Raw genomic sequence first — 26,274 nt, 5'->3', positions numbered from 1 at the left:
ACTACATTTTTTAACCTGTCGCAAGAGGATTTTAGAAAGCATCGGACCTATTCCACCCCCATACCAAAGAAAAGGAGTATTTTTGCCCAAGCTTTTGAATGACTCATGCAAGACCTGTTTAATTCCCTGGGAATCTCTGACAACCTCCTCAATTACGTACTGATGCCTTTGCTGATTTTCGTAGCTAGGATTGGAGACGTGTCGATCAATACCCTTCGGATCATGTTCATGATGAACGGGAAAAAGAACATCGTACCCATTTTGGGATTTTTCGAGGCCATGATTTGGCTGTTGGCGATCGGCCAGATTTTCCAGAATGTCAACAATCCCCTCTCCTACATTGCTTATGCCGGCGGATTCGCCACAGGAACCTACGTGGGGATGACTTTGGATGAAAAGCTGGCCTTAGGAAGGGTTCTGGTCCGTGTAATTACACCACAGCCACTTCCAGAGCTGCTTGAGTTTATGAAGGAAAAAAACTACCGATTCACCAACGTGGGAGGTGAGGGTCGATTTGGAAAAGTCAACCTGCTCTTCACAGTCATGAAGCGGGAAGTACTTAAAGAATTCATCGAGAAAGTAAAAGAGGTAGATGAAAAGGCCTTTTACACCATCGAAAGTGTGAAGCGGGTATCCGAAGAGGAACTGAACGTGATGGAGGACCGTGTCGGTTTCCGCTCCCGTTTCTTCAGCAGAGCCCGTACCTAATGGGCAATTCCTGGTTTCAGTTTCAGCAATTCCGGATTCATCAGGATCGCTGTGCGATGAAAATCAGCACAGATGCGATTCTTTTGGGCACCTTGACTTTGGCAGAAAAACCTACAACAATTCTTGATGTCGGCACGGGCACTGGAGTGATAGCGCTCATGATGGCTCAGCGATTTCCCAATTCCTCTGTAACCGCCATAGAAATCGACGAAGATGCTGCCGAGCAGGCTGTGGAGAATTTTAGTGAAAGCAGATTTTCGGAGCGACTTTCCTTATTTCAGGGAAGATTCCAGGATTTTCCGGAACAGCCTCAATTTGATTTGATCGTCAGTAATCCTCCTTTTTTTCCGGACCATCTCAAATCTTCCGATTCCAAACGCAACAAAGCACTTCACACCGACGAGATGCCATTTTCGGAATTGATTGAAAAAACCGGAAAGTTGCTTTCTCCACATGGATCATTTTGGGTGATTTTACCTCCTAGACAGATGCAGGATTTTGAAAGTCTGGCCGAAAAGTCCGGGCTTTTTCCTTTCCAAAAGGCGCGGGTAAAAGACTCACCCAGCAAACCGGTGTATCGGGAAATCAGTGGATTTTCTTTTGCAAAAAGGCTGATGGAGGAAATCGAAATCACCCTGAAAGATGAAAGCGGCTATTACACCGAGACATATTCCAACCTGCTTTCCGGATTTTTATTGGGGTATTGAGGGAACCCAGTTCAAAAACGTTTTGATTTTTGTTAAATAAACCCTGTACTGATTTTGACAGGTTGACTTAATACCTGTTTTTTCTATTTTTGACCCCTATCAACTACCACTATTACATGCGAAAACTACTGTCATTGAGCATATTTCTGGTGCTTTTGACTGGATGGGCCTGCACCCAGGAGGAAGATGTCACTACTGTAGTAGTGACTGAAGAGGTGATTTTTGTGAGCGGTGATAAGGTCCGCATGTTAGGACGCCTCATCACCAATCAGCCCATTTCCGCATCGGATCACGGATTTTATCTATCCACCAATGAAAACTTTTCCTCTCCGATCGTCATTTCTTTGGGAGTAAAAGAAAGCGCGGGGAGATTTATCGGAGAAACTACCGGGCTACAGATCAATCAACCTTATTTCGCAAAAGCCTTTGTGGAAGTGAACGGAGTGGAAATCTTCGGTGAAGTACTGGAACTAACCACGCTCAATCCGATAATCGAATCCTTTAGCCCTACATTTTCCATACCCGGGAGCGAAATGATCATCCAGGGCAGAAATTTTCCCCAAGGAACCAAGGTTTTCTTCGGAACTCAAGAAGCCACAATCCTCGAAAACGTTTTTGAAACTCGTCTAAGGGTCAGAATCCCCAATCCTTCCGGCCAGGTCGTAGTGCCCATCCGGGTTCAGATTCAGGATCGGGTTTTGGAATTCAGTCAAAAATTTGAGTACCGATCCGGAAAATTCACCTTGGTGGGCCAGTTTCCCGAAGGAAGACGGATCTATGAAAATGTCTTTTTCCAAAATCAGGATGGCCTGTTTGCCGGATTGGGAATTTCCAGATTGGCAGGATATTTTCCGGGTTTCCAGCGATTCAATCCCCAATCCGGAACCTGGACGGCTGTCAATTTCCCAGGAACTCCGGTAGAAGGAGCCTTCGCAACTTCCGGTTATTTGGGTGGAGGAGGAATTGAAGTAGATCGGGATGTTTTTACCTACAGCAGGGAATTTTGGAAAATTAACGGAAGTACTTTTGAACCCCTTCCTGATCTTCCTTTCGACAGTTTCAGATCTTTGGCTTTTGAATTGGATGGGCAACTTTTTCTCGCAGGAGGTACTGGCATAGGAACCCGTGGAATCAGAAAGTACAATTCTGCCACCAAGGCTTGGGCCTTGCTGGGCAGCACTCCCCTAGATATAGACTATAGTCTTGCCTACTTTATCTACCAAAACAAGGTCTACTTCATTGCACAGGATCGAACTATTTGGGAGTACAGCCCACAGTCTGACAGCTGGAGAGTCTTTACATCTTATCCGGGGCAACTGGAAAACGGTTTTGGAATGGCTCAGGTCATTGGAGACAAGGTTTACATCGGACTCTATCGTCGCACCGATCAGCTTTGGGAACTTGACCTGAAGACTCTCAATTGGAAAACCAAAAACAACATCCCTGGATTGCCACAGAGTGTGAATATCGGATATTATACCTTCAATGGACAGATTTACATCCTCAGAGCCGCTGAGGTTTCTGTTTCGGGAAATCTCCCGATGGAACTTTATCGATTTGATCCCGATGGAATTTAATCTTAAGCCTATGAAAAAATTTTTACTCTTAATCCTTCTCCTCTCAGGGCAGTTGGCTTTGGCACAGACTACCACACCCGAGAAACGAGAAGTCGTGGGCCGGGATATCGGGCAGCTTAAAGGGATTAAAATCTCCGGCCGGATCATTGACGAAATAACGGGTGAAGCATTGGTCGGCGCCACCATCACAGTTCCTGAGTTGAATATCAACCGGATTACCGACAACAACGGAGCATTTGAATTGGTCCTGGACCGTGCAGAGTACAACCTGCAGTTTCGGTACGTGGGCTATGAAACCATCGAATATCCCATCACAGCGGTAGGCGACGGGAGAATTTCCATCCGGATGATACAGGAGGATTTTGAATTGGATGACGTGGTCATTTATGGAAGTGATCCGGAGAAAAACATCAGGTCAACTGACATGGGGGCGATCACCCTGAGCATGAACACGATGAAGGAATTGCCTCCTTTCATGGGAGAAATCGACATCGTACGGTCTCTTGCAACCCTTCCTGGTGTGAGCCAAGTGGGAGAAGCTTCCTCCGGCCTGAACGTCCGTGGTGGCGGGGTAGACCAAAACCTGATTCAGTTTGCCGGAGCGCCGATTTACAATCCATCCCACATGTTTGGCTTGTTTACCGCATTCAATGCCGACGTGGTCAATGACGTGACACTGTACAAAGCAGTCGTCCCATCCCGATTTGGGGGTAGAAGCTCCGCGATTTTGGATATTTTACCCAAAGCTGGAGGTCTGGATAAATGGGGAGGAGACCTTATGCTTAGTAATTTTTCGGGGAAACTTTCCCTGAACGGCCCTTTGATCAAAGACAAAGTGTCGATTCTTGGAGGCTTTAGGATTTCCTACATCAACTGGTTTCTCAATTCGCTCAGTAACCCGACGCTCAAAAATTCCCAGGCTAACTTCTATGATGGCAACTTGGTGATCAATGCGCCGATTTCAGACAAAAATGAATTCACCTACAGCTATTACACCAGCTACGATGATTTTGCATTTTCATCTGACACCACTATTTCCTGGAGGAACACCGCTCATTCAGTCCAGTGGAAAAGTCAACTCAGCTCAAAACTGAGCCTGGAGGCCTTGGGCTTTTATTCCTTGTATAATTATGGGATTTTCAACCAAAGTGGAATCAACGATTTTGACATCAATTCAGACATCAAGGATTTGGGAGGAAAAGTATTCCTGGGCTACAACCTGAGCGAGACCAATAAAATTGTCTTTGGAGGGGAGTATAAGCAAGTCCAGATCCAGCCCGGTGAATTGACTCCCGCTGGAGCCAATGAGGAAATTTTGCCCAAAAAAGTCCAAGACGAAGCCGGAAGGGAATCGGCAGTACACTTTCAGCATGAGTTTGAACTCGGAGAGAAGTTCGGCTTTTCCTATGGCCTTCGATATGACATGTACCAATACCTCGGACCTCGGGTAGTCCGGCAATATGCAGAAAACGAACCCATCTCCGACGGAAGTGCCATAGGTGAAACGGCTTATGGAGAAGGAGAAGTGATCCAAACCTACGATGGACTTGGGCCCAGAGCTTCCTTCCGGTACTCATTCAACAAAGCCAGTTCGATCAAACTGGGCTACAACAAAATGTATCAGTTCATCCACCTGATCTCCAACACGGCTACCATTGCCCCATCGGACGTGTGGAAACTGAGTGACAACTTCCTTGAACCCCAGATCGCCGATCAATACTCCTTGGGTTTTTACAACAACTTCAAGGGCAACATCTTTGAAACCTCCATCGAGGTCTATTACAAGGACCTTCAGAATGTGGTCGAGTACAAAGACGGCGCAAACCTAATTCTTCAAAATCACATCGAAACCGAGCTGATTCCTGCGGAAGGACAGTCCTATGGGGTAGAGCTTTATGTGAAGAAAAACCTGGGAAGACTGACCGGGTGGGTGTCTTATACCTATTCCAGAGCACTTCGCAGAGTGATCACTGCGTATGAAGAAGAAAACATCAACGATGGAGAATGGTATGCTTCCAACTTTGACAAGCCGCATGACCTGACTTTAATCGGGAATTACAAGGTCAGTACCAATACCTCCATTTCAGCCACGTTTGCCTATAGTACCGGAAGGCCAATAACTTTCCCTGAGGCGAAGTTTGATTTTTCTGGTAATAACCTGGCCTACTTCGATGCCCGAAATCAACAACGTCTGCCGGATTTTCACCGCCTAGACTTTGCAGTCAATTTCAAATTTGACGGAAAAGGGAAGTTCTTCGAGGGAAATTGGACCTTTTCATTACTGAATGTGTACGGGAGAAAAAATCCATTCTCCATTTACTTTGACGATGCGGAAGGATCACCTCCACAAGCCCTCCGATTGGCCCTTTTGGGCGTGCCTCTTCCCAGCTTGAGTTATGCCCTTAAATTTTGACACGATGCTGAAAAGACTGATCTATATTTTACTGCTCTTCCCCATGGCCTGCATCGATCCCTATGAAGTAGATGTACCGGAGGGTCAACAGCTATTGACTGTGGAGGGACTTATCCATACCGGACCGGGACCACATGCGATTTCTCTTACCAGAAGTGACACGTACGGAAGTGCCTTTGAAGGACTAATCCGGCCTGTTTCTGGAGCGACTGTGGTGGTACGTGACAATGAAGGACGGATTACCTTTTTGGAAGAGGGAGCTCAAGCACGGGGTACTTATTTTACTCCCGCGGGTTTTAGGGCTGAAATAGGAAAAAGCTACACACTTCAAATTCAGACAGTTGAAGGAAAGGTCTATACATCACTTCCTGAACGCGTTGAGTCTGTTCCTGAAATTGAAAACGTTGCGATCAATACAATTACAATCCCCGTGGAGGGACAGGAAATTCCTAGATCAGGCGTCCAACTAGTCGCAGAAATCAACGATCCTGCCGACCAAAACAACTTCTATTTTTGGCGAAACAGCCCTGCGACTTACATCTTTGAGACCCGCCCGGATCTATTTACCATTCGTCCGTCGGATTCAAATCCAAATAGAACTCCGGCACCTAAGGCCTGCTGTGCTACTTGCTACCGAACTGAAATATCAAGAAACCAAAGCATCTTCATCGCACAGGACGACAATTTCAATGGTCTTTCCACCCGAATTCCGGCGGCATTCATCGAGGATGATGGATTTAGATTTGTAAATAAATATCGGGTAGACCTGAAGCAATATTCAGTTTCTAAGGAAGCCTACCGATTTCTCCGCTTAGTCAAGCAACAGGCAGAGATCAGCGGGTCGATCTTTGATCCCCCTCCCGCTACCATCCGAGGAAACATGATCAGTTTGGATAATCCTGACGAAGTGGTTTTGGGCTATTTTATGGCGGCCGGTGAATCTTCCAAGAGAGTTTACATTGACAAGTCAGATCTGACTTTCCGCCAAAATCGGGCAATTGTCCCAGATGATTGCAGGGTAATCCCCGGGACTACGGTAGACGTTCCTGCTGACTGGAATCCCTGATTTTTGAACTTGGAAACAAAAAAAGTACAGCCTCTTGAGACTGTACTTTTTTTGTGTGGTCATACCAGGAAATTAAGTCCACTGAGTTTCTTCATGGAATCGGATTCCCCACTGCTCCAGTTCGGTCAATATGGGTTCGTAGATTTCCGGCAAAACAGGCACATAAAGTCCCTGAAGCTTGATTTTCCGTTCCATGAAAAGATCCACTGCAATTGCCAAAGGCAAGCCGACCGTCTTGGCCATGGCGGTGTACACAGAATCTTTCCCAAAACTCACTAAGCTGGAAGTCACCTTTTTCAACCCTTGGGCCGTTTTGATTTCAAATAAATGTTGCATCACAATCATGTCGTTGTCATCTGGATTTAAGGCCCAGTCCTTTTCCAAAATAGACTGAAGAATCTCAGCTGGGCTTCCCTTGGTTTTTGGTAAAATCCGGTTTTCAAAAAATCCCAACCACTGGATCTTTTCAAATGTCGGAAAATCCAAATCCGGAACTAATTGGGCGAGTTTTTCTTCCACACTAAGTTGCTCATGCCAAGGAAGGAACGCGTTCAAAAACTGCCGGAAAGTCGTGTTTTCGGGTAATTCCATGTGAAAAGAATCATCCGTAATTCCCAGTTGAACAAAAACATCCCAAGCACTGCAAAATCCAGCCCGACGGAGAGTTCCACGTAGCATTGTCGGAATATTTTCGAGCCCGTAAACTTGACGGTAGCTCAGGGAGTCCCGATTGGGATAGCCATCAAAATCCCCCAAGCCAGGAAAGTGAACGGTCTCCAGCCGTCGGAAAAGCTGGTGATAGGGCACATACTTCAACTCTCCTTTTTCGATGTATTTGGAAGTGCCCTGCCCAGCCAGCACCACATTTCTGGGATTCCAGGTGAACTTGTATTTCCAGGGATTGTCCTCGCTCTCAGGAGCCAAAAGTCCTCCACAGTAAGATTTGAATGCCACAATTTCCTCGCCCTTTAACTTGGCCTCGTGGATAATTTTCATGGCCGACATATGGTCGATCCCTGGATCCAAACCACATTCATTCAGGAAAAATAGCCCTTTATATTCTATTTCAGCCTTCATTTTTCGCAGTCCATCAGTTTCATAGGAAGCCGTAAAAAAGTGTTTGCCTAACTCCAGGCAATCACCGGCTATTACCGGATGCATAAAAGCTGGGAGCATGGAGACGACCACATCAGCTTGGGAAATGAGACTCTTTCTTTTCTCAGGATTTCCAGAGTCCAGTTGCTCGGCATGAGTTCCCGGCCTGCCTTTAAGCTTAGCACTTGCAGCAGAAAGGTCCAAGTCTGCCAAAATCAGTTTCCTCGATTTTTTTTCGCAGGAGTCTGCCAAGAAATCAATCAAATAGGTGGATGATTTGCCCGCTCCCAGGATTAAAATAGTCTTCATTACAATGGGTTTACTTGTCTAAATTGGGAATAATTTTTTGCGGAAAAAGCCTTTCCAGCAGGAATTAAGGAACAATTCCTTACTTTGATCGTTAGGATTTGCCCAAGCCAATTTTTACTGTGAAAAAAATAAGTTTTAAGACGGAAATCGAGGAGTTAAAACCCGAAGAATTAGACCATATCGAGCAGGAGCTCATTTCAAGAGCACAAGCTATTTCCAAAATTGCCTATGCCCCCTACTCAGGATTTCATGTCGGAGCAGCTGTATTGCTTGAAAATGGAGAAGTCCTGCAGTCCTCGAATCAGGAAAATGTAAGCTTCCCCACAGGAGTATGCGCTGAGCGGCTGGTTCTTGGCTACGCCGGAGCAAATTATCCCGACAAAGCCCCGGTCATGTTGGCCATTGTAGCGCAGCGTGCAGGTGAAGAAATCTGGGCAAATGTGTCGCCCTGTGGCGTATGCAGACAGACCATCAATGAGGTTGAGAATCGGTTTTCCAAGCCCATTACGATGTTGATCCTTTGTAGCAATGGGAACGTGATGAGGATCAAGGGCATTTCGGATCTGTTGCCCTTGAAGTTTGACAACCTGAACAGCTAACCTGTGAAAAAATCCATCCGGTTTGATTACGAGGCACATTATTCCCTTTCTCACGAACCAACTTTTCAGGAGAAAGAAATCTGGCTCGTACTACACGGATACGGGCAATTGGCTGAGTTCTTCCTCCGGAAGTTCGGTCGGTTTTACTCTACCGACAGGCTGCTTATCGCTCCGGAAGGGACGAATTACACGTATTTGGAGGGTTTTCAAGGAAGAGTAGGTGCCAATTGGATGACTCGTCATGAGCGGGAAACCGCCATTGAAAACAACCATCGGTTTCTTGATTCCCTTTTGGATTCAGTCTTGTCAGGCTATGTGACGCCACCACCTATCCATGTATTGGGTTTTTCCCAGGGAGCGGCCACTGCAGCCCGATGGGCAAGCAGGTGGAAAGAGGAAATCCGGACTTTAGTACTCTGGGCCGGAGGTTTTGCCCTGGATCTAAGTCTGGAAAATACAAGAACGAAATTTCAAAACACCACTGTTATTCTTGCCTTGGGAGACCGGGATGAAATGATCACTGCTGAGAGTATTCAGAAACAGGAAGAGTTGATTGTTCAGCTTAAAAAAGAGGTAATCCGAGTTTCGTATTCAGGCGGGCATGAATTAGACTCCGATGTTTTGGAAAAAATCATAAATCATCAGCTTTGAGGCTATTTTTTGGCCTTGGGATTGCTATGTTTCAAACAAATTGTTGAAATTTCACCTTTCATTATTTTTAAAAAATCTTGAAACCCATCCATGCTTTCGCTTACTGAAAAAGAGGTAGATCACATTGCTACCCAATTACTTAAAGGAATGGTCTGCTTCTACCAGTTGGACAAGAAGAAGATTCACCAAATGCCGGACGATGAAGACTACTTCAATTACGACCTGACACAAGAGGAAGAAGACATTCTGGACGAAATCGAAGAAGATCCGGACAATTTTGCGGAGTTTACCAAAATGGAGGCACCGCAGGAGCATCAAATGATGCAGGACTTCATCGACCGAAAGGTGAAAGAACGAAATTTAGCCGAAGATTTAGTCAATGCACTAAGCAAACCCAAAGCTGCGACTGGATTCAAGTTTTTGATTGAAGACTCCAAATACAAAAACGACTGGATCGAATACCGAAAAGGGAAATACCAAGACTGGGTAAAAGAGCAGGTCGACTCCTTCAACTATTCTGAAGACTGACATTTAAACCGCCTCCGGGCGGTTTTTTAGTTCTTTCCCGATCTGGATCTCGCCCATTCTTTTTCTTACCTTTTATCCTATGATCAAAACATTATTATCCGGATTGCTTTTTCTAATCCTTTGCCAGAATGCAATTTCTCAAAATTGGGATTGGGGCGGACCCATCGATCCGCTTCAGAGGAAATTCAAGGTGCTGCATTACCGACTGGAACTGGAACTCCTACCTGAAAGCCAATCCATTCAAGGTTCCAATACCGTTTCTTTTTCTGCAAACGAAAAACTAGATACCCTCCGGCTCAATCTGATCGATGAATACAAGGTGGAAAAAGTCCTGATGGATGGAAAAGAAGTTCAGTTTTCCCATCAAAACGATATGCTGGATATCATTCCCATTGACTGTACTTGTCATCAGGTGCAGGTTTTTTATGGGGGGAAAACTCCCATCGCACAAAATCCCCCTTGGACTGGAGGATTTACCTGGGAAATAGACCAACTCGGCAACCATTGGATGGGATTTTCGGATCAGGGCGAAGGCTCAAAGATCTTTATGCCTGCGCTGGACCATCCTTCCAGCGAACCAAGTGAGGGAGTTGATGTACTTATCACTGCACCCAAACCCTACTTTGTCGCCTCCAATGGGCGCCTGATCGAAGCCGAAGAAAAAGGTGAAAAAATCACTTACCATTGGTCGACCAATTACCCAATCAATGTGTACAACATCAACTTTACAATGGGGATTTTCCAGGAAGAAAGGCTGGATTTCAGATCAGTTTCAGGAAAAACCATCCCGATGCACGTTTGGGTACTTCAGGAAAATCGGGCAAAAGCCAAGGATCTGCTTGAAATTTTAAAAGTCAGCACCGAAACCCAAGAAAAGTATTTTGGTCCATTCCCTTTTCCGGAAGACAAGATAGCCGTGGTGGAAACTCCCTATCTCGGGATGGAGCATCAGACCATCAATGCCTATGGGAATAATTTCCAGTACATACCCATGGGAGAAGTCAAGTACGATTGGTTGCTGCATCACGAACTTGGGCACGAATGGTTTGGAAACAAGGTGTCCGTGGGCGATTGGGCTGACATGTGGATTCATGAGGGATTGACTGCCTACGGGGATTGGCTCTTTTACTGGGAGCATGGAGGACCGGATGCCTATTTTGCCAAGGTCAAGTCGGAAGCCAAAAATATTCCTCATGCGAAGCCGGTTGTCAGTCCTCTAAATTCAACTGAGGAACAAGCTTATCATCCGGAGATCTACACCAAGGGGGCAATGGTCATCCATTCGCTTCGCGGAGTCTTGGGAGATGAGTTGTTTTTTCCGGCTATCAAAGCCTTTGTCATGGATGAGCGATTCACTTATCAGAATCGGGTTACCACCAAGGATTTCACTGATTTTGTCCAAAGCTATACCCAAAAAGACTTAAAGGGATTTTTTGACTTATATCTCTACACTACTTCCATCCCTAAATTGAAAGTGAGCAAAAAAGGAAAAGAGGGATATATGATTTCTCTTCAGGGAATTGAGTTTGAAATTCCAGTAGAGATAGAGACATCAGAAGGAATTCAAAAAATCACAGTGGGAAAAAAAGCAGTCGAAGTCAAAAGCCAGACCGTTCCAGTCGTTGACCCAAACGGTTGGCTGATGCTGGAGAAATGAAGTAAAAGATCTCAGGTATTTGGTCCTCCACTATGAAAAAGACCTGCCTGATTATTAAATCCCGGCAGGTCTCCACTAAAACGAAAAACCCCGAATTTCTTCGGGGTTTTCATTTTTTATAGTCCAAATGCTTCTTTCACCTTGTCCACAAAATCCAGCTTTTCCCACGTGAAAAGCTCGACTTCCTTGGTCACTGCCTCGCGGTACGGAGAATAGAAGGTCTTATTTACTACTTCATTTTTTCTGCCCATGTGTCCATAAGCGGCAGTTTCTTCATAGATAGGATTTCTCAGCTTCAAGCGCTGCTCGATGGCATACGGACGCATGTCAAAGATGGCTTCCACTTTCTTGGCAATCTCTCCGTCAGAAAGTCCAACTTTGGAGGTACCATAAGTATTGATGTAGATCCCCATTGGTTTGGCCACACCGATCGCGTATGAAACCTGCACAAGAATTTCGTCAGCCACACCTGCGGCAACCATATTTTTGGCGATGTGTCGGGTAGCATATGCGGCAGATCGGTCGACTTTTGAAGGATCCTTTCCGGAGAAAGCGCCACCACCGTGAGCACCCTTACCACCGTAGGTATCCACGATGATTTTTCGGCCAGTCAAACCGGTATCTCCATGAGGGCCACCGATCACAAACTTGCCGGTCGGGTTGATGTGGTAGGTAATCTGATCAGTGAACAGTTTCTGTAGCTCTGGCTTCAATTTAGCCTTCACTCTAGGAATCAAAATATTGATGATGTCGGACTTGATTTTTGCCAGCATGGCTTCCTCGGCATCGAAATCGTCGTGTTGGGTAGAAACTACAATCGCATCGATTCGCTGAGGCACATTGTCGTCACTGTATTCGATCGTCACTTGAGACTTGGAGTCCGGACGGAGGTATTTGATTTCCTTATTTTCCCTTCTCAAATCCGCCAGTTCACGGAGGATCATGTGCGAAAGATCCAAAGCCAAAGGCATGTAATTTTCGGTTTCGTTGGTGGCATAGCCAAACATCATTCCTTGATCGCCGGCACCTTGCTCCTCCGGATTTTTTCTTTCCACACCTTGGTTGATATCCGCTGATTGCTCGTGAATGGCAGAAAGTACCCCACAGGAATTACCTTCAAACATGTATTCACTCTTGGTATAGCCGATGCGGTTGATCACGTCTCGGGCAATCTTCTGCACGTCAAGGTAAATGTCAGATTTCACCTCACCGGCCAAGACTACCTGTCCTGTGGTCACGAGGGTTTCGCAAGCAACTTTGGAATTAGGATCGAAGGCCAAAAAATTATCAATCAGCGCGTCGGAGATTTGGTCAGCGATTTTGTCAGGATGACCCTCAGACACTGACTCTGAGGTGAATAAATATGCCATAATTTTAAATAATTGATGCGTTTTTCAAAGGTGCCCAAAATTACAGGAACTGGGGGAAATAAAAAACCGGATCGAAGTCCAAGCTCCATTTTCTAGGTCAGCCTTCATTCATATCCTTTGGGGAAAACTGGATTTCGATCCCCTTTTTCAATTGGATAATGAAATCCGAGAGACTATCTTTCATTTACCTCTTTTGTACTCATTCATGCGAACGCTCTACTCTTCCTTACTGATTTTGTCCCTTGGCCTAGTGCTTAGCTGCCAAGGCCCTTCGAGCACACCACCGACTGATTCCAAGACGCCGGCTACTCATAACGACTTGGTTGCGCTTTTCAAGGAATGGCGGACTTTCGAAAACCCTCCCTTATTGGAAGGTGCCCCGGACTACCGAAAGGGTACTTTTGACCAGCGAATGCCCCAATTCAAAGCGATTCAAAATAAACTCCTTAGTATGGATACCACGGGTTGGACCATTGCCGAACAGGTGGATTGGAGGATTGTTTGGGCGGAAATGAATGGCTTTGATTTCAATTACCGAGTGCTTAAACCCTGGGAACGGGATCCTGCATTTTACAACTCCATTTGGATGGAGCGAAGCGATGTCCCGGCACATGAAGGGCCAACGCATCATGGAGTGACGGAAGTTTGGCAGTTTTCATTCCCTTTGGATGATCAATCGAAGCAGCGGTTTTTAGAAAAAATCCAACTAATCACTCCACTGAATTCCCAAGCAAAAGAAAATCTGATTGGAAATGCCAAAGAACTCTGGGCCGCCGGAATCCCTACAATCCGCCAGCAAGTCGAGGACTTAAAAAAGCTTTTGGATTTTCCAGGAGTGGGAGAAGATCCATCCTTGACCCAGGCTATCCAATCAGCCATCACCTCCACTGAAGATCTTGTAAACTGGCTGGAGGCGGAAGCCCCCAAAAAGTCCGAACCTTCCGGCATTGGAAAGGAAAATTACACCTGGTACCAGCAAAATGTTCACTTGGTACCACTGACCTGGGAAGATGAGGTAATGATTCTCAAACGTGAACTTGCCCGGGCGTGGGCCTCCTTGAAATTGGAGGAACACCAAAACCGGAATTTGCCTCCTCTATCCGAAGCCAATACTCCGGAAGAATTTGAAAAGTTGACAGAGGAATCCATTCAGGAATTGATGGCCTTTCTTCGAAATCAGGAAATTCTAACTGTAAAGGATTATTTTGAACCTGCACTGAGAGAACACCGCGGGAATTTTATTCCAAAAGAAAAGAGGAACTTCTTTACCATTGGGATGCATTTTGATCCACTTCCCTTGTATTCTCATTTTTACCATTGGTTTGAGTTGGCTATCATGGACAATGAACCGCATGCCAGCCCAATCCGAAAAGGACCTTTGCTTTACAATATTTTTGACTCCAGAAATGAGGGCACGGCTACTGCTGTTGAGGAGATGTTTATGGATGCAGGGCTTTACCAAAATTCTCCGCGATCCCGGGAAATTGTCTACATCATGATCGCTCAAAGGGCAGCTAGAGGATTGGGTTCACTCTATGCCCAAGCCAACGAGATGACCATGGTCGAAGCAGGTGGCATTCATTCAAATTACACACCTAGAGGTTGGATGAAAACGGAAAAAGAACTTCTGCTTTTTGAGCAGCATTTGTACATGCGCCAACCGGGCTACGGCTCGAGTTACATCACCGGGAAGCATCTACTTGAAAATGCACTGGCTGATTTTGCCCGGACCAAAGAAGAAAAAGGAGAAGAATTCAAACTGAGGGAGTTTTTCGATCAACTGAATGGGATCGGTGGAATTCCGATTTCCCTTGGGCATTGGGAAATGACCGGGATAAATCCCTTACCAAAGGTGGATAAGTAGACCGAACAAGGAAGAAAAATCACATTTTAACTCCTTCAACTCTCCGTTTTTCTAACCAGCTCCTCCGTGATCTCATTCATGGCCTTCACCTTGTACTCAAAGTCTCCCTTGAGGGTAGCCCTATATGCGTTTAGATTTTCGAGCAAGTCATCGATCTCTTCTGGCAGCACTTCTTCAAGCAATTGCCGAAGTCGCTTGGCAGTAGTGGGAGACTTGCCGTTGGTAGAAATCGCAATTTTCAAGTTGCCTTTGGTCACAATGCCACCAAGGTAAAAATCACACAGTTCAGGGGTGTCGGCCACATTTACCAATAAAAAGCGTTCCTTGGACTCATCGCGGATTTGCCGATTGACTGGTTTGTTGTCCGTGGCAGCGATGACGATGTGCTTTCCTCCCAAATACTTTTCATGGTAAACATCCTCTATAAGAGTGACGGTTTCTTTTCCTTCTGCCAATTCCAAAAATTCAGGACGGAACATTTTTGAAACGACTGTCACCTGAGCTCTGGGACTGGACTTTAGCAGAAATTCCAGCTTTTCCGTAGCCACAAATCCTCCCCCGACCAGAAGGACGTTGAGTTCGTGGACTTTGAGGAAAATGGGATAGAGATGGTTCATAATGGACTTAAGACTTTGGATTCAATTGAAGAAAAGAGGTACCGGATATTGTCCCTACTTTGGAGAATCCGCTTTAGAGCAAAGTAAATGGTGTTATTTGGCGAAATTTACCTGAAGCTTATTCACTACCAACTGCCACTGGAAACTGCCCACTGGGATTGTGACTGCCTACTTCGACTGTAAACTGACCACTGAAACTGCCTCCCTATACACCTCTGCCAATCGAACACTTTCCCTGACGACCTCTCCAACAATGATAATCGCCGGAGCTTCAACTTGGTTTTCAACAGCTTTTTGCTCGATGTCATGGATAAACCCGGCGGTAATTTTCTCCTCCCGGGTAGTTCCGCTTTGGATGACGGCAATGGGAAGATTTTCCTTTCCTGCCTTACGGTATGTTTCAGTTATTTCTCCCAGCTTTTTGGTTCCCATCAAAATCACGACAGTTGCCGTAGATTGAGCTGCCAAACCCAAATCACGGGAAAGCTCGCCAGCTGTGGTCGTTCCTGTGACCACCCAAAAACTCTCGGAAACCCCTCTTTTGGTCACCGGAATTCCTGCACTGCCTGGAACTGCAATCGCTGATGTAATACCCGGAACCACCGCCGTGGGAATCCCAAAGGTCTCGATGTACTCGATTTCTTCCGCCCCCCGCCCAAAGACAAAGGGATCTCCTCCTTTCAGCCTGACCACGTGCCCATGCCTTTTGGCAAGGCTCACGCAAAGTTGGTTGGTGTCTTCCTGCGGGGTACTGTGCTTTCCTACTCGCTTTCCCACAAAGATCTTCAGTGCAGTTGCGGGAGCATGTTTAAGCAAAACAGGGTCTATTAATGCATCATAAAGAACTACGTCAGCGGTGTTCAGTGCTAGCACAGCTTTCAGAGTGATCAATTCGGGATCACCGGGGCCGGCCCCAACAAGGGTAACTTTCGGGTTGATGGTCGTTCTCATGCCTCGACCTCCTCTTCCCGATACGTTTTCAAAAGGCTATAAACCCCCATGGCTTGCTTGGCGTAGGCCTTTGCAAATTCCTCTGTCGGCTCATGCTGATTGATCTGATAGACTTTTTCGGCAAAAGTTCCGTCCAATTGGATTTTGCCGGTTTCCACAAATTTCTCGTCGAACAGGCTGATGATATTCGCATAGCTGTTGGTACTGACATCCTCGCTAAGCAAAAGTGCCTTGGCGGCATTGATCAATCCGGCATAGTGATGGTAGATGCTATCTGACCAGCGACCTTGCTCCAGCGCTTCCTTTCCAAGATCGAGTTTTTCCAAAGCCTCCAAAAGCAAGGTAGCGACCAAGTCGATGACTACACCGGCACATTCACCCACACCCACAGCCACTTCATAGGCTTCCTGATGACCCCAGTCCACGGAATCGGATGCTGTCACCGTAGAGGCATCGCTCAGTTCTTTCAACAGTTCATAGAAATACATCTGCCCCTGCTGATCGTAGTAGCTAAGGAAGTCATTACCTCCTGCATTTTTCTCAAAGTCATCCAACAAAATGCGCAAAGCCTGTGGCCCCCGACGACTTGGTACTTTGGTTACTTTATCTGCAAATCTGCCGTTGCCATCTCCGAGATTCCCGCCACCTAACAGCACTTGAAGCGCAGGAATGACGGTTTTTCCAGCTTTCATCGACATGCCCTGAAAACCAATGTGCGCCATGTTATGCTGCCCGCAGGCATTCATGCATCCGGAGATTTTAATGACCAGATCCCGATTTTGCAGGTATTGTGGGTATTCGTTTAGAATTACTTTTTCCAGCTCCTCGGCTATCCCGGTGGAACTTGCAATTCCCAGATTGCAGGTATCTGTGCCCGGACAGGCTGTGATATCGCCTAAGGTGTTGTAACCTCTTTGGCTAAGTCCAATCTTTTGTAACTCCTGATAGAAAAACGGCACCAAATCGGCACGTACATCCCGAATAAGGAAATTTTGACGAAGAGTAAAGCGAACCTCATTATTGGCATATTTTTCCACCAAGTCTGCCAATGCTCTTGCCTGATCGATGTAAAAATCGCCAAGCGGGACTTTCACTCCTACTGAGACAAAGCCGGCCTGTTTCTGAGGCAGGACATTGGTTAGTTTCCACAGTTCAAAATCCAGCCCAGGCTTTTTTTCAAGACTGGGACTTTCCGGATTGGGAAGGGTTTTACCGGATTCATAATCCTCAAATTCCAATGGAAAGCTTGAAAACGGAAGGGCTTTTTTCTCTTTTTCCACCAATTCCAAAAAAGCATCCAGACCAATCTCCTTGACCAAAAATTTCATCCGGGCCTTATTTCTTCGAGCCCGCTCTCCGTGTCGGTCAAAGATTCGGAGCACCGCTTCGGTGAAAGGGATGAGTTGGTCTGTCTCCAAAAACTCGGTGATCAAATCCGCATGTCGGGGTTGTGAACCCAAGCCTCCTCCCAAGAGGACCTTGAATCCACGGACCTGCTTGCCGTCGATTTCTTTGAGTTTTGGGATAAAACCCAAGTCATGCAAATAGCTCAACGCCGTATCTTCATCTGAAGAGGAAAAGGACATCTTAAACTTACGTCCCATCTCCTGGCAAACTGGATTTCTCAAAAAGTAGCGAAATGTGGCATCCGCATAAGGCGTGACATCAAAAGGCTCATTCGGATCAATTCCTGCCAGTTCTGATGCCGTCACATTTCGAACGGTATTGCCGCAAGCCTCACGAAGGGTCACATCGTCACGCTCCAATTCTGCCCAAAGCTGTGGCGTCCGATCCAAACTTACGTAGTGGATCTGGATATCCTGACGGGTGGTTATATGCAATCGGCCGGTGGAATATTCCTCCGAGACTTTGCAAATCCTACGCAACTGGGGTGCTGTGACTCGTCCGTAAGGCAATTTGATCCGAATCATTTGCACCCCTGGCTGCCGCTGCCCGTAAACCCCGCGTGCAAGGCGCAGGCTTCTGAATTTTTCTTCGTCGATCTTTCCCTCCCGGAAAAGGGCAATTTTGCGCTCCAATTCAAGAATATCTTTCTCTACTATCGGATTCTCAAGTTCGGTTCGAAAGCTTTGCATAATGTGAAAATTTTTCCCTATAGGAATAATAGGTTTAAGGTTATGAGAAAAAGCCAAGACCGTGGTCAGGGCTGGTTATTTAGGTTCTATGTTCAGCGTTCGATATTCGGTATTAAAAAAAATTGAACATCGAAGTCTTTTGTCTAGCGTCTTGTTTTTTAAGACTAGCTTCTACTCGATAAATCCCACCGACACCGTATCAAAACTCCCCTCGTCGATCAGGATAAATGCTCCGTTTGACTTGGATTGATGATAGGAATCGAAGTGGATCGGTTTGCTCAATCGAAAATGAACCCGGCCAATGTCATTGAGCTTCAGTTGATCGGTTTCCTCTGTTCCGGAAAAGTCCGTGTGAATTCGGGATTCAATCTGATCCACTTTAGCCAACACTCGGTTGATCCCATGTTGCAGAATATATTTCCCACCCACTTTCAGCGCTTTGCTGTTGACTTGGCAAACCGTGGCTGAAATTGATTTTTCGCTTTTAGGCGCTTCACCGGTTTTCACAATCATATCCCCTCGGCTGCAATCCACCTCATCCGTCAAAGTCAGGACGATGGACGAACCTGGAGCGGCACTTTCCAATTCCTGATCAAAGAAATGAATGCTTTTGATGGTAGACTCATTTCCGGAAGGCAGCACAGTAACCCGGTCGCCGACATTGAGCTTATTTCCATAAAGTTTCCCGGAGAATCCTCTAAAATCATGGAAAGCTTCCGTCTTGGGACGGATCACCAACTGTATCGGAAATCTCGCTGCAGTGCTTTCCTGCAAATCTTCCGGCTCCAAGACTTCCAGATGATCCAATAGCGTATTTCCAACATACCAAGGCATGTGTTCGGACTTTCGGGTCACATTTTCCCCTTTCAAAGCAGAGACAGGAATGAAGGTAATCTGGTCCTCCCGAAAGTTGCTTTTTGCCACTAATGCATCAAAGTCAGACTTAATTTTGAGGTAAACATCTTCCTCATAGCCTACCAAATCCATTTTGTTGATGGCGACGACCACATGGGAAATCCGCAGCAGATTGCTGATGAAAAAGTGACGATAGGTCTGTTCGATCACTCCTTTTCGGGCATCGATCAGGATAACTGCAACCTGGGAAGTCGAGGCACCGGTCACCATGTTTCGCGTGTATTCCACATGACCCGGAGTATCCGCTACGATAAAGTTGGTTTTGTCTGTATTGAAATAAATGTGCGCGACATCAATGGTGATTCCTTGCTCTCGCTCAGCGACCAATCCATCAGTTGCCAGCGAAAAGTCAAGGTAATCGTACCCGCGCTGCTTACTGCTTCGCTCGATGGCTTCGATTTTGTCGGTGGTCAGGGAATGTGTATCGTATAGCAAGCGACCGATGAGGGTGCTTTTACCATCATCCACCGAACCAGCGGTGGCGATTTTGATGAGTTTTCTGCCTTGTATGTCCATAGTTTAATTCTTTGTCAACGGTCGACAGCCCACAGTCCACGACCAAATCCTTAAATCGTACTTCGAATTTCGTACCTCTTACTTTTAGAAATATCCCACTTTCTTCCTTGTCTCCATTGCGGCTTCGGACCGCTTGTCGTCAATTCGTGCCCCACGCTCGGAGATGGTAGACTGTCGGATTTCCGACACTACTTCATCTAATGAAACCGCCTCAGACAGAACAGCCGCGGTACAAGTCATATCGCCTACTGTTCGGAATCTGACCATTCGCTCTACCACTTCTTCGTGAGCTTCACGGAAGACATGTTCATTGGCAGTCCAAATCATTCCATCGCGGAAGAAGACTTCACGCTTGTGCGCAAAATAGATGCTCGGAATGGCGATGTTTTCGGTTCGGATGTATTCCCAAACGTCAAGTTCGGTCCAGTTGGAAATAGGGAATACGCGGACGTTTTGACCCACATGGATTTTCCCATTGAGCATGTCAAATAGCTCCGGACGCTGATTTTTCTCATCCCACTGCCCGAAGTCATCCCGAACGGAAAACACCCGCTCCTTGGCTCGGGCTTTTTCTTCATCCCGTCTTGCGCCACCGATGCAGGCGTCAAACTTAAACTCCTCGATTGCATCCAATAGCGTAGTAGTTTGAAGAGTATTTCGGCTGGCATAGCGGCCTCGCTCCTCTCGGACTTTGCCCTGATCGATGGAATCCTGGACATTGCGCACAATGAGTTCCAGGCCCAGTTCCTTTACCAGCCAATCCCTAAACTCAATGGTCTCTGGGAAATTGTGACCGGTGTCAACGTGAAGCAGGGGAAAAGGGATTTTAGCCGGAAAAAAGGCCTTTTGGGCCAAGCGAACCAAAGTGATCGAATCTTTACCTCCTGAGAAAAGTAGCACCGGTCGCTCAAACTGAGCCGCTACTTCCCGCAGGATTTGAATGGATTCAGCTTCCTTGGGGTTTGGTATGAATAGGTTCATAGGAATTACGATTTTTGATTTACGATTTACGCGGTCTTCGATATTCGACTTTCAGCGTTCATCATTCGTTATTTCATTCTTTGTTTAATTATCAGACCCAAAGGTTGACAGGGTAACTTTCAATCTTCCAATTTTTCAATGTCAAATTTCGAATTCTGAATATCGAACGGCGAAGTTTACTGCCAACTGCACATTGCCAACTGCTATCTGGCATGCAGCCCACACTCCTTTTTCGAGTCTTCCCACCACCAGCGGCCAGCACGGGCGTCTTCACCAGGAAGAATCGCACGGGTACAAGGCGCACAACCAATGCTCACAAATCCCTGATCATGAAGCGGATTATATGGGATCTTATGCTCCTCGATGTAGGCAATCATTTCTTCAAAAGTCCAATCCAACAGGGGATTATATTTGATGATTTGGTTGGCTTCATCCCATTCGATTCGCTTCATCGCACTGCGGTTGGTACTTTGCTCGGCACGTAGACCGGTGACCCAAACTTCATTTCCAGCCAAGGCTCGCTTTAGAGGCTCCACCTTTCGGACAAAGCAGCAGGATTTGCGATTTTCAACTGATTCGTAGAAACCGTTGATTCCGATATTAGATACCAACTTTTCCACCGAGGCAGTTTCCGGATAATAGACCTTGATGCGGGTTTTGTATTTGCTTTCCGTACGGGCAAGAAGTTCCAGCGTCTCCGGAAAAAGCCTCCCCGTATCCAGAGAAAAGATTTGAACCGGGAGATTTTGTGAAGCGATCAGCTGCGTAATTACCTGATCTTCCTGACCCAAAGAGGTAGAAAACACCGTTTTCCCAGGGAAAAGAGTTGCTATCAAAGCCAACCCTTCGCCCGGACTTAGGTCATTTACCTGAGATTCAAGATCGAACAAGTTCAGTTTCTGGCTCATTGATTTTTTCTTTAGTTACATTCTCCCAAACCCGCTCATGCAGGTAATAAAGCAGGATCTTGGATACAACCTCCACCGAACCGATGGACACAGCCATCACCAATTGACCAGTGACCAGGTAGGAAATGACGATGGTGTCAATCGTTCCCACTATCCTCCAGGAGATGGACTTGAGCAAGCTTTTGGCATTGCTGTCTTTCCCCGGCTTGGAGGAGAAAAGTTTTTTGGTGAATTGGTCTAAAATCATGAAGGTATTTACGGCTAGGAAAAACAAAAGTATGTAAACCCTATAATTTTTATAGACTTTATTAGAAAAAAATTTTATTCTCCGTCGAGAACATCCTGTAATGACTTGTTTTCCAGTATTTTGAGTGTCTCGTCTCGTACTTGGGCCATCACTTTATTAATGCCGCAGTGAGACTCATCTTTGCATTCGGCACAGGGTTCATAATAATTGAGACTGACACAAGGGAGAAGGGCAATCGGTCCATCCAAAAGTCGTATGACCTTAGATAGTGCAATGTCCTTAGGTTCTTTAATTAGGTAATAGCCCCCACCTTTCCCCTTTTTGCTGCCTAGGTAGCCAGCCTTGCGGAGCTCAAGCAGGATGTTTTCGAGGAACTTATGTGAAATCCCATATTCCTCAGCAATATCATGGATCAATACTGTCTTATTCTCCCGGTGCTTACCGAGATAGGTCAGGGCATGCAAGGCGTACTTGGTCTTTTTGGAAAGCATGATCAAAAATACTGGATTTTGGGAAATAGCCTAGTACGACAGTGGGCAAAGAAAAATCCCCGACCAATAGCCGGGGATTCGTTCAACTCTCGAGGTATTATTAAGCGTCGAAGGTCAACCTGATTAAATCATCTCCACACTTCGCTTCACAAAAGCGGTCAGATCCTTGCCGGTCAGCAAGCCCTGAGACAACAAGGCCAAGTCAAATGCCTGCTTGGCAAGTTTCATTTGGGCTTCTTCGCCTTCGGCTTTGAGAATCTTGTCAACCACAGGGTGGTTGCCGTTGATTGCGACTTTGTAGCTATCCGGCAAGCTGCCGTAGAAGCTCATCGGTCCGCCGCCGGTCTGTGCCATATCCTTCATGCGGCGCATCCACTCCTCCATAGTGATGGTCACCGGCATTTCTTCCGGACTCAAGCCTTCGATTTCCACGCTGTAGTTCTTATTGTTGATCGCCTTTTCGAAGAGTTCCTTTACGGACTTGCTCTGATCTTCGGTCAAAAGGTTTGCGTAGGTGGAGTCTTTTTGGATGAGTTTTTCCACCACGTCAGCATCCACCCGCTTCAGTTGGGTTTTCTCCAACTTCGTTTCGATATGCTGGATAAAGTGGCTGTCGATCGGAGAGTCAAGCACCAGCACATCGTAATCCTTTTTATTGGCCGAGTCGATAAAGCTGTCCTGCTTGTTGAGATCGGTGGAATAGAGGAAAATGGTCTGGTCATTTTTGTCCGTTTGGATGGCCTTTACCTTTTCACGGTACTCATCCAAAGTAAAGTATTCGTTTTTGGTGTTTTTGAGCAAGGTGAATTCCTTGCCCTTTTCGTAGAATTTCTCCTCGGAGATCATGCCATACTTCACAAACAGACCGATGTCGTTCCACTTTTCTTCGTAGGCTTTTCGGTCCTTTTTGAAGAGTTCGGACAGCTTGTCGGCTACCTTTTTGGTGATGTAGTTGTTGATTTTCTTCACATTACTGTCCGCCTGCAAGAAGCTTCGGGACACGTTCAAAGGAATATCCGGAGAATCAATCACTCCATGCAGGAGCATCAGGAATTCCGGCACGATGTCCTTGACCTCGTCGGTAATAAACACCTGACGGCTGAATAGCTTGATCTTATTGCGCTGAAGTTCGAATTCGTTTTTGACTTTCGGGAAGTATAGGACCCCGGTCAGGTTAAAAGGATAGTCCACATTGAGGTGAATCCAGAAAAGCGGATCCTCACTCATGGGATAGAGACTTTTGTAGAAAGCCAAATAATCCTCGTCCTTGAGATCGTTAGGGGATTTGGTCCAGATTGGGGAGGTGGTGTTAATGATATTGTCCACTTCCACGGACTTCCACTTTTTGTTTCCTTTATCATCGACGCCATCTTCTACTGATTCGCTTTTGGTGCCAAACTTGATCGGAACAGGCAGGAACTTGCAGTATTTGTCCAGGATGCCCTGAAGCTTCCACTTATCTAGAAATTCTTCGGAATCCTCATTGATGTAAAGAATTACGTCTGTTCCGCGGGTCTTCTTTTTGCCTTTTTTGATTTCAAACTCGGTGCTGCCGTCGCAAGTCCAGATGGCGGGTTCCGCCCCAGCCTGATAGGAAAGGGTGTGGATTTCCACGTTTTTGGCCACCATAAAGGCGGAGTAGAAGCCCAAGCCAAACTTTCCGATGATCTCATTGGCGTCTTTGGCATCCTTGAATTTCTCCACAAATTCCGTCGCACCGGAAAACGCAATCTGATTAATGTACTTTTTGATCTCATCGGCGGTCATACCAAGACCTTTGTCGGAGATGGTAATGGTCTTCTTTTTCTCATCAAAGGCCACCTCAACAGTGATGTCGCCGAGTTCACCGGTATACTGACCTAAAGTGGCCAGTCGCTTGATTTTCTGCGTAGCGTCTACTGCGTTGGAGACGAGTTCCCGAAGGAAAATCTCATGGTCAGAATAGAGGAATTTCTTGATAATCGGGAAAATGTTCTCGGTATGAATCGAGATCGTGCCTTTTTCCTGCATGGGTATAAATCGGTTTAGTTGAACACAAAATTTGACAAGAGGGTCTTATCAATGCCTGTTCCAAGAGTGAAAAAGTGACAAGATGACACTTTTGAGTTGGCAGGAAGCAGTCTCAGTTGGCAGTTCTTAGGCGTAGATCAAGAATTTTTATCTTGTCGTCTTTCCGTCTTGGCGAGACTTTTTTTTCTCGCTAAGGAGCAAAATCGCGAAGGTTTTTCTCATTTCCTTTTAGAAAAAAGAATCTGCCTAAAAGCTAGGAATCATACAAAAACCCCAAAGGATCAGGGAACTCAAATTCAAACCCTGTCCTCAAAATCTTGCAGGAATCGATCAATCGGTCGTTGCCTTCGGGTTCGTTTTGATAGCTGATAGGTGGCGCAATATTGAGATCGGAAGCATTTTTTTCATAGACTTCCCTTCGCAGCGGATGGATCGGAGCAACCCCATTGAATGTCTCATTCCAAAGTTCTTTATCGATCACCCATCCCAGCAACCGAACTGCATCTTGACGGTGGATAAAATTGACTCGTGTATGCCCTGCCACATGTTCTTTTCCTGAAAAATACTTCCCCGGAATCCGATCCTCTCCCATTAATCCTCCAAAACGAACAATTGTCAACTCAAACTCCCTCCCTTCGTCCATCAGTTGCTCGGCCTGCAGGAGGGTTTGATTTCCAGTATTTTCAAAGGTCAGCAAAAAATTCTCCCCATATTTTTCTCCAGTGGGAGCCTCGGGATATATCCCGGTGCTTGAAACAAAAATCACCTTCCTGACCGGGGAATGGTCAATCAGACTTCGGAGATATTTGAGTTGTTCGAGGTGAAACCCTCCATTTCCGCTACGAGTCCGAGGAGGGATATTGACCACCAGGATTTCGGATTGAAAGAGGGCATTGAATCCCAGACCTTCTGGATATGGATTGAGGGAAAAGCGGATGGCATTGATTCCTTTTGCCCGAATCTTTTCCTGCTTTTCGCCAGAAGTCGTGGAGCCCTGAACTTGAAGGCCTTTTCCCATTAGGTGAAAAGCCAATGGCTCACCTATCCAACCTAGACCGATGATGGATACTGTTTTCATGGTTTTTTCGCTATGGCCACGTAGCCGTCAATCTAGTTATTGGTTATTAAGCTAAAGGGTCTTTATTCGATAATCGGCGTTTTTAAGTATCGAATGTCAAACACTGAATCTTGAATTTCGAAGGATTTATAAAAAATCCATTTTCAAGAATTCTTAGTGTCATTGAGTCTTAAAGGCAAAAATGAAACAAAAAACCTCCCCAAAGGGAGGCTTGTTTCAGTCTTTTTTCGGCATAGTTCCCATCAGGAAGTCCCACAACGGAGAACTTACACCAAACGAAGTTTCCGGATCTTTGTAATGATGAATCGCATGATTTACCCAAAGCACTTTAAAGAAATTCTTTGGTGGATTGTATGCATGCACGATGTAATGAACTCCCAAATAGGCTGTGTAGCCCAATAAAAATCCTGGGAGAAAATAAAGGGCATAGTCTCCCATGATCAGATTGAATACCAAATAAAAGATTGCTGCATACGCGGCACTCACAAATGGAGGCATAGCCAAACGGTCCTTGTCTTTAGGATAATCATGGTGCACCCCGTGAACGGTATATTGCAATTTGTCTTTTGCGGGTGTATTTGGCTCCATGTGGAAAAAATGCTTGTGCATCATGTATTCCACAAAAGTAAAGGCAAATAAACCCAAAAGAAGAACCAGAATCCCTACGCCCAATCCAATCTCAGTGGAGGTGACAGCGTAATAAAAGGATACTGAGGAAATTACCAAAAACATGGTAATCGGAACCATGATGTGGGTTCTGGAAATTTTCTCCAAAATAGGATTAGAAAACATCTTGGCAGAACCGAAATTGTCGGGCTTATCCAATCTTCCAATCTTTTTCATAGCTGTTCTAGTTGGTTAATAAAGCAAATGAATGAAACTACCGTTCATAGCCTAAACTCTGCCGCAAAGGTAAGGTT

General features: G+C 45.9%; 23 protein-coding genes. 10 read left to right on the top strand and 13 right to left on the bottom strand.

Going from position 1 to position 26,274, the window contains the following annotated elements:
- Positions 1-105 precede the first annotated feature (105 nt).
- From D0X99_RS07800 to D0X99_RS07780, 5 genes are all read left to right on the top strand, one after another.
- Positions 106-708, top strand: coding sequence for a DUF2179 domain-containing protein (locus tag D0X99_RS07800; RefSeq protein WP_119477118.1), 603 nt, complete (start codon positions 106-108; stop codon positions 706-708).
- Complete coding sequence (locus D0X99_RS07795) at positions 708-1,415, top strand: tRNA1(Val) (adenine(37)-N6)-methyltransferase (protein WP_119477117.1); 708 nt, start codon at positions 708-710, stop codon at positions 1,413-1,415. The genes D0X99_RS07800 and D0X99_RS07795 overlap by 1 nt, the downstream gene beginning before the upstream one ends.
- A gap of 116 nt (positions 1,416-1,531) precedes the next feature.
- Positions 1,532-2,992 (top strand): IPT/TIG domain-containing protein, encoded by a 1,461-nt coding sequence (locus tag D0X99_RS07790; RefSeq protein ID WP_119477116.1) that lies wholly within the window; start codon positions 1,532-1,534, stop codon positions 2,990-2,992.
- A 10-nt stretch (positions 2,993-3,002) separates the two neighbouring features.
- Positions 3,003-5,405 carry a TonB-dependent receptor gene (locus tag D0X99_RS07785; RefSeq protein ID WP_119477331.1) on the top strand — a complete coding sequence of 801 codons (2,403 nt, stop codon included), beginning with the start codon at positions 3,003-3,005 and terminating at the stop codon, positions 5,403-5,405.
- 4 nt (positions 5,406-5,409) lie between these two features.
- Positions 5,410-6,471 carry a DUF4249 domain-containing protein gene (locus tag D0X99_RS07780; protein ID WP_119477330.1) on the top strand — a complete coding sequence of 354 codons (1,062 nt, stop codon included), beginning with the start codon at positions 5,410-5,412 and terminating at the stop codon, positions 6,469-6,471.
- Positions 6,472-6,543: 72 nt separating this feature from the next.
- On the opposite strand, the gene D0X99_RS07775 is transcribed toward D0X99_RS07780, so the two are convergent.
- Positions 6,544-7,875 carry a saccharopine dehydrogenase C-terminal domain-containing protein gene (locus D0X99_RS07775; RefSeq protein WP_119477115.1) on the bottom strand — a complete coding sequence of 444 codons (1,332 nt, stop codon included), beginning with the start codon at positions 7,873-7,875 and terminating at the stop codon, positions 6,544-6,546.
- Between the two features lie 119 nt (positions 7,876-7,994).
- Between D0X99_RS07775 and D0X99_RS07770 the strand changes: the two genes are divergently transcribed.
- The 4 genes from D0X99_RS07770 to D0X99_RS07755 all read left to right on the top strand — a co-directional run bounded on the left by D0X99_RS07770 (position 7,995) and on the right by D0X99_RS07755 (position 11,310).
- Positions 7,995-8,474: a cytidine deaminase gene (locus D0X99_RS07770; protein ID WP_119477329.1), complete on the top strand. Its 480-nt coding sequence runs from the start codon at positions 7,995-7,997 to the stop codon at positions 8,472-8,474.
- Between the two features lie 3 nt (positions 8,475-8,477).
- Positions 8,478-9,125 (top strand): alpha/beta hydrolase, encoded by a 648-nt coding sequence (locus D0X99_RS07765; protein WP_119477114.1) that lies wholly within the window; start codon positions 8,478-8,480, stop codon positions 9,123-9,125.
- Between the two features lie 90 nt (positions 9,126-9,215).
- Positions 9,216-9,653: a UPF0158 family protein gene (locus tag D0X99_RS07760; RefSeq protein WP_119477113.1), complete on the top strand. Its 438-nt coding sequence runs from the start codon at positions 9,216-9,218 to the stop codon at positions 9,651-9,653.
- Positions 9,654-9,732: 79 nt separating this feature from the next.
- Positions 9,733-11,310, top strand: coding sequence for a M1 family metallopeptidase (locus D0X99_RS07755; RefSeq protein WP_119477112.1), 1,578 nt, complete (start codon positions 9,733-9,735; stop codon positions 11,308-11,310).
- Between the two features lie 116 nt (positions 11,311-11,426).
- On the opposite strand, the gene metK is transcribed toward D0X99_RS07755, so the two are convergent.
- Positions 11,427-12,680: a methionine adenosyltransferase gene (metK, locus tag D0X99_RS07750; protein WP_119477111.1), complete on the bottom strand. Its 1,254-nt coding sequence runs from the start codon at positions 12,678-12,680 to the stop codon at positions 11,427-11,429.
- A 205-nt stretch (positions 12,681-12,885) separates the two neighbouring features.
- Here metK and D0X99_RS07745 point away from each other — a divergent pair, with 205 nt between their 5' ends.
- Positions 12,886-14,544 carry a hypothetical protein gene (locus tag D0X99_RS07745; RefSeq protein ID WP_119477110.1) on the top strand — a complete coding sequence of 553 codons (1,659 nt, stop codon included), beginning with the start codon at positions 12,886-12,888 and terminating at the stop codon, positions 14,542-14,544.
- Between the two features lie 35 nt (positions 14,545-14,579).
- Here the strand turns inward: D0X99_RS07745 and D0X99_RS07740 are convergent, their stop codons facing one another.
- The 11 genes from D0X99_RS07740 to D0X99_RS07690 all read right to left on the bottom strand — a co-directional run bounded on the left by D0X99_RS07740 (position 14,580) and on the right by D0X99_RS07690 (position 26,197).
- On the bottom strand, positions 14,580-15,161 hold the full coding sequence (locus D0X99_RS07740) for a precorrin-2 dehydrogenase/sirohydrochlorin ferrochelatase family protein (RefSeq protein WP_119477109.1): 582 nt from the start codon (positions 15,159-15,161) through the stop codon (positions 14,580-14,582).
- A 168-nt stretch (positions 15,162-15,329) separates the two neighbouring features.
- The gene (gene cobA / locus D0X99_RS07735; protein ID WP_119477108.1) at positions 15,330-16,112 is read right to left on the bottom strand and encodes a uroporphyrinogen-III C-methyltransferase; all 783 of its coding nucleotides are present in this window, start codon (positions 16,110-16,112) and stop codon (positions 15,330-15,332) included.
- Positions 16,109-18,208: a HEPN domain-containing protein gene (locus D0X99_RS07730; RefSeq protein ID WP_119477107.1), complete on the bottom strand. Its 2,100-nt coding sequence runs from the start codon at positions 18,206-18,208 to the stop codon at positions 16,109-16,111. Before D0X99_RS07730 ends, cobA begins: the two co-directional genes overlap by 4 nt.
- A gap of 171 nt (positions 18,209-18,379) precedes the next feature.
- Positions 18,380-19,639, bottom strand: coding sequence for a sulfate adenylyltransferase subunit 1 (locus D0X99_RS07725; RefSeq protein WP_119477106.1), 1,260 nt, complete (start codon positions 19,637-19,639; stop codon positions 18,380-18,382).
- An 84-nt stretch (positions 19,640-19,723) separates the two neighbouring features.
- Positions 19,724-20,620, bottom strand: a complete 897-nt coding sequence (gene cysD / locus D0X99_RS07720; protein WP_119477105.1) for a sulfate adenylyltransferase subunit CysD — start codon at positions 20,618-20,620, stop codon at positions 19,724-19,726.
- Positions 20,621-20,823: 203 nt separating this feature from the next.
- Positions 20,824-21,528, bottom strand: coding sequence for a phosphoadenylyl-sulfate reductase (locus tag D0X99_RS07715; protein ID WP_119477104.1), 705 nt, complete (start codon positions 21,526-21,528; stop codon positions 20,824-20,826).
- Positions 21,497-21,775: a DUF2061 domain-containing protein gene (locus D0X99_RS07710; protein ID WP_119477103.1), complete on the bottom strand. Its 279-nt coding sequence runs from the start codon at positions 21,773-21,775 to the stop codon at positions 21,497-21,499. The genes D0X99_RS07715 and D0X99_RS07710 overlap by 32 nt, the downstream gene beginning before the upstream one ends.
- 74 nt (positions 21,776-21,849) lie before the next feature.
- Positions 21,850-22,266: an RrF2 family transcriptional regulator gene (locus D0X99_RS07705; protein ID WP_119477102.1), complete on the bottom strand. Its 417-nt coding sequence runs from the start codon at positions 22,264-22,266 to the stop codon at positions 21,850-21,852.
- A 123-nt stretch (positions 22,267-22,389) separates the two neighbouring features.
- On the bottom strand, positions 22,390-24,276 hold the full coding sequence (gene htpG, locus D0X99_RS07700; protein ID WP_119477101.1) for a molecular chaperone HtpG: 1,887 nt from the start codon (positions 24,274-24,276) through the stop codon (positions 22,390-22,392).
- 253 nt (positions 24,277-24,529) lie between these two features.
- The gene (locus D0X99_RS07695; RefSeq protein ID WP_119477100.1) at positions 24,530-25,354 is read right to left on the bottom strand and encodes a Rossmann-fold NAD(P)-binding domain-containing protein; all 825 of its coding nucleotides are present in this window, start codon (positions 25,352-25,354) and stop codon (positions 24,530-24,532) included.
- Positions 25,355-25,570: 216 nt separating this feature from the next.
- The gene (locus tag D0X99_RS07690) at positions 25,571-26,197 is read right to left on the bottom strand and encodes a sterol desaturase family protein (protein ID WP_119477099.1); all 627 of its coding nucleotides are present in this window, start codon (positions 26,195-26,197) and stop codon (positions 25,571-25,573) included.
- Positions 26,198-26,274 lie beyond the last annotated feature (77 nt).

The organism is Algoriphagus lacus (assembly GCF_003583985.1).
Taxonomy (GTDB): Bacteria; Bacteroidota; Bacteroidia; order Cytophagales; family Cyclobacteriaceae; genus Algoriphagus; species Algoriphagus lacus.
The sequence above is the reverse complement of the archived record's forward strand: the minus strand, read 5'-3'. Positions and strand labels throughout refer to the sequence as shown.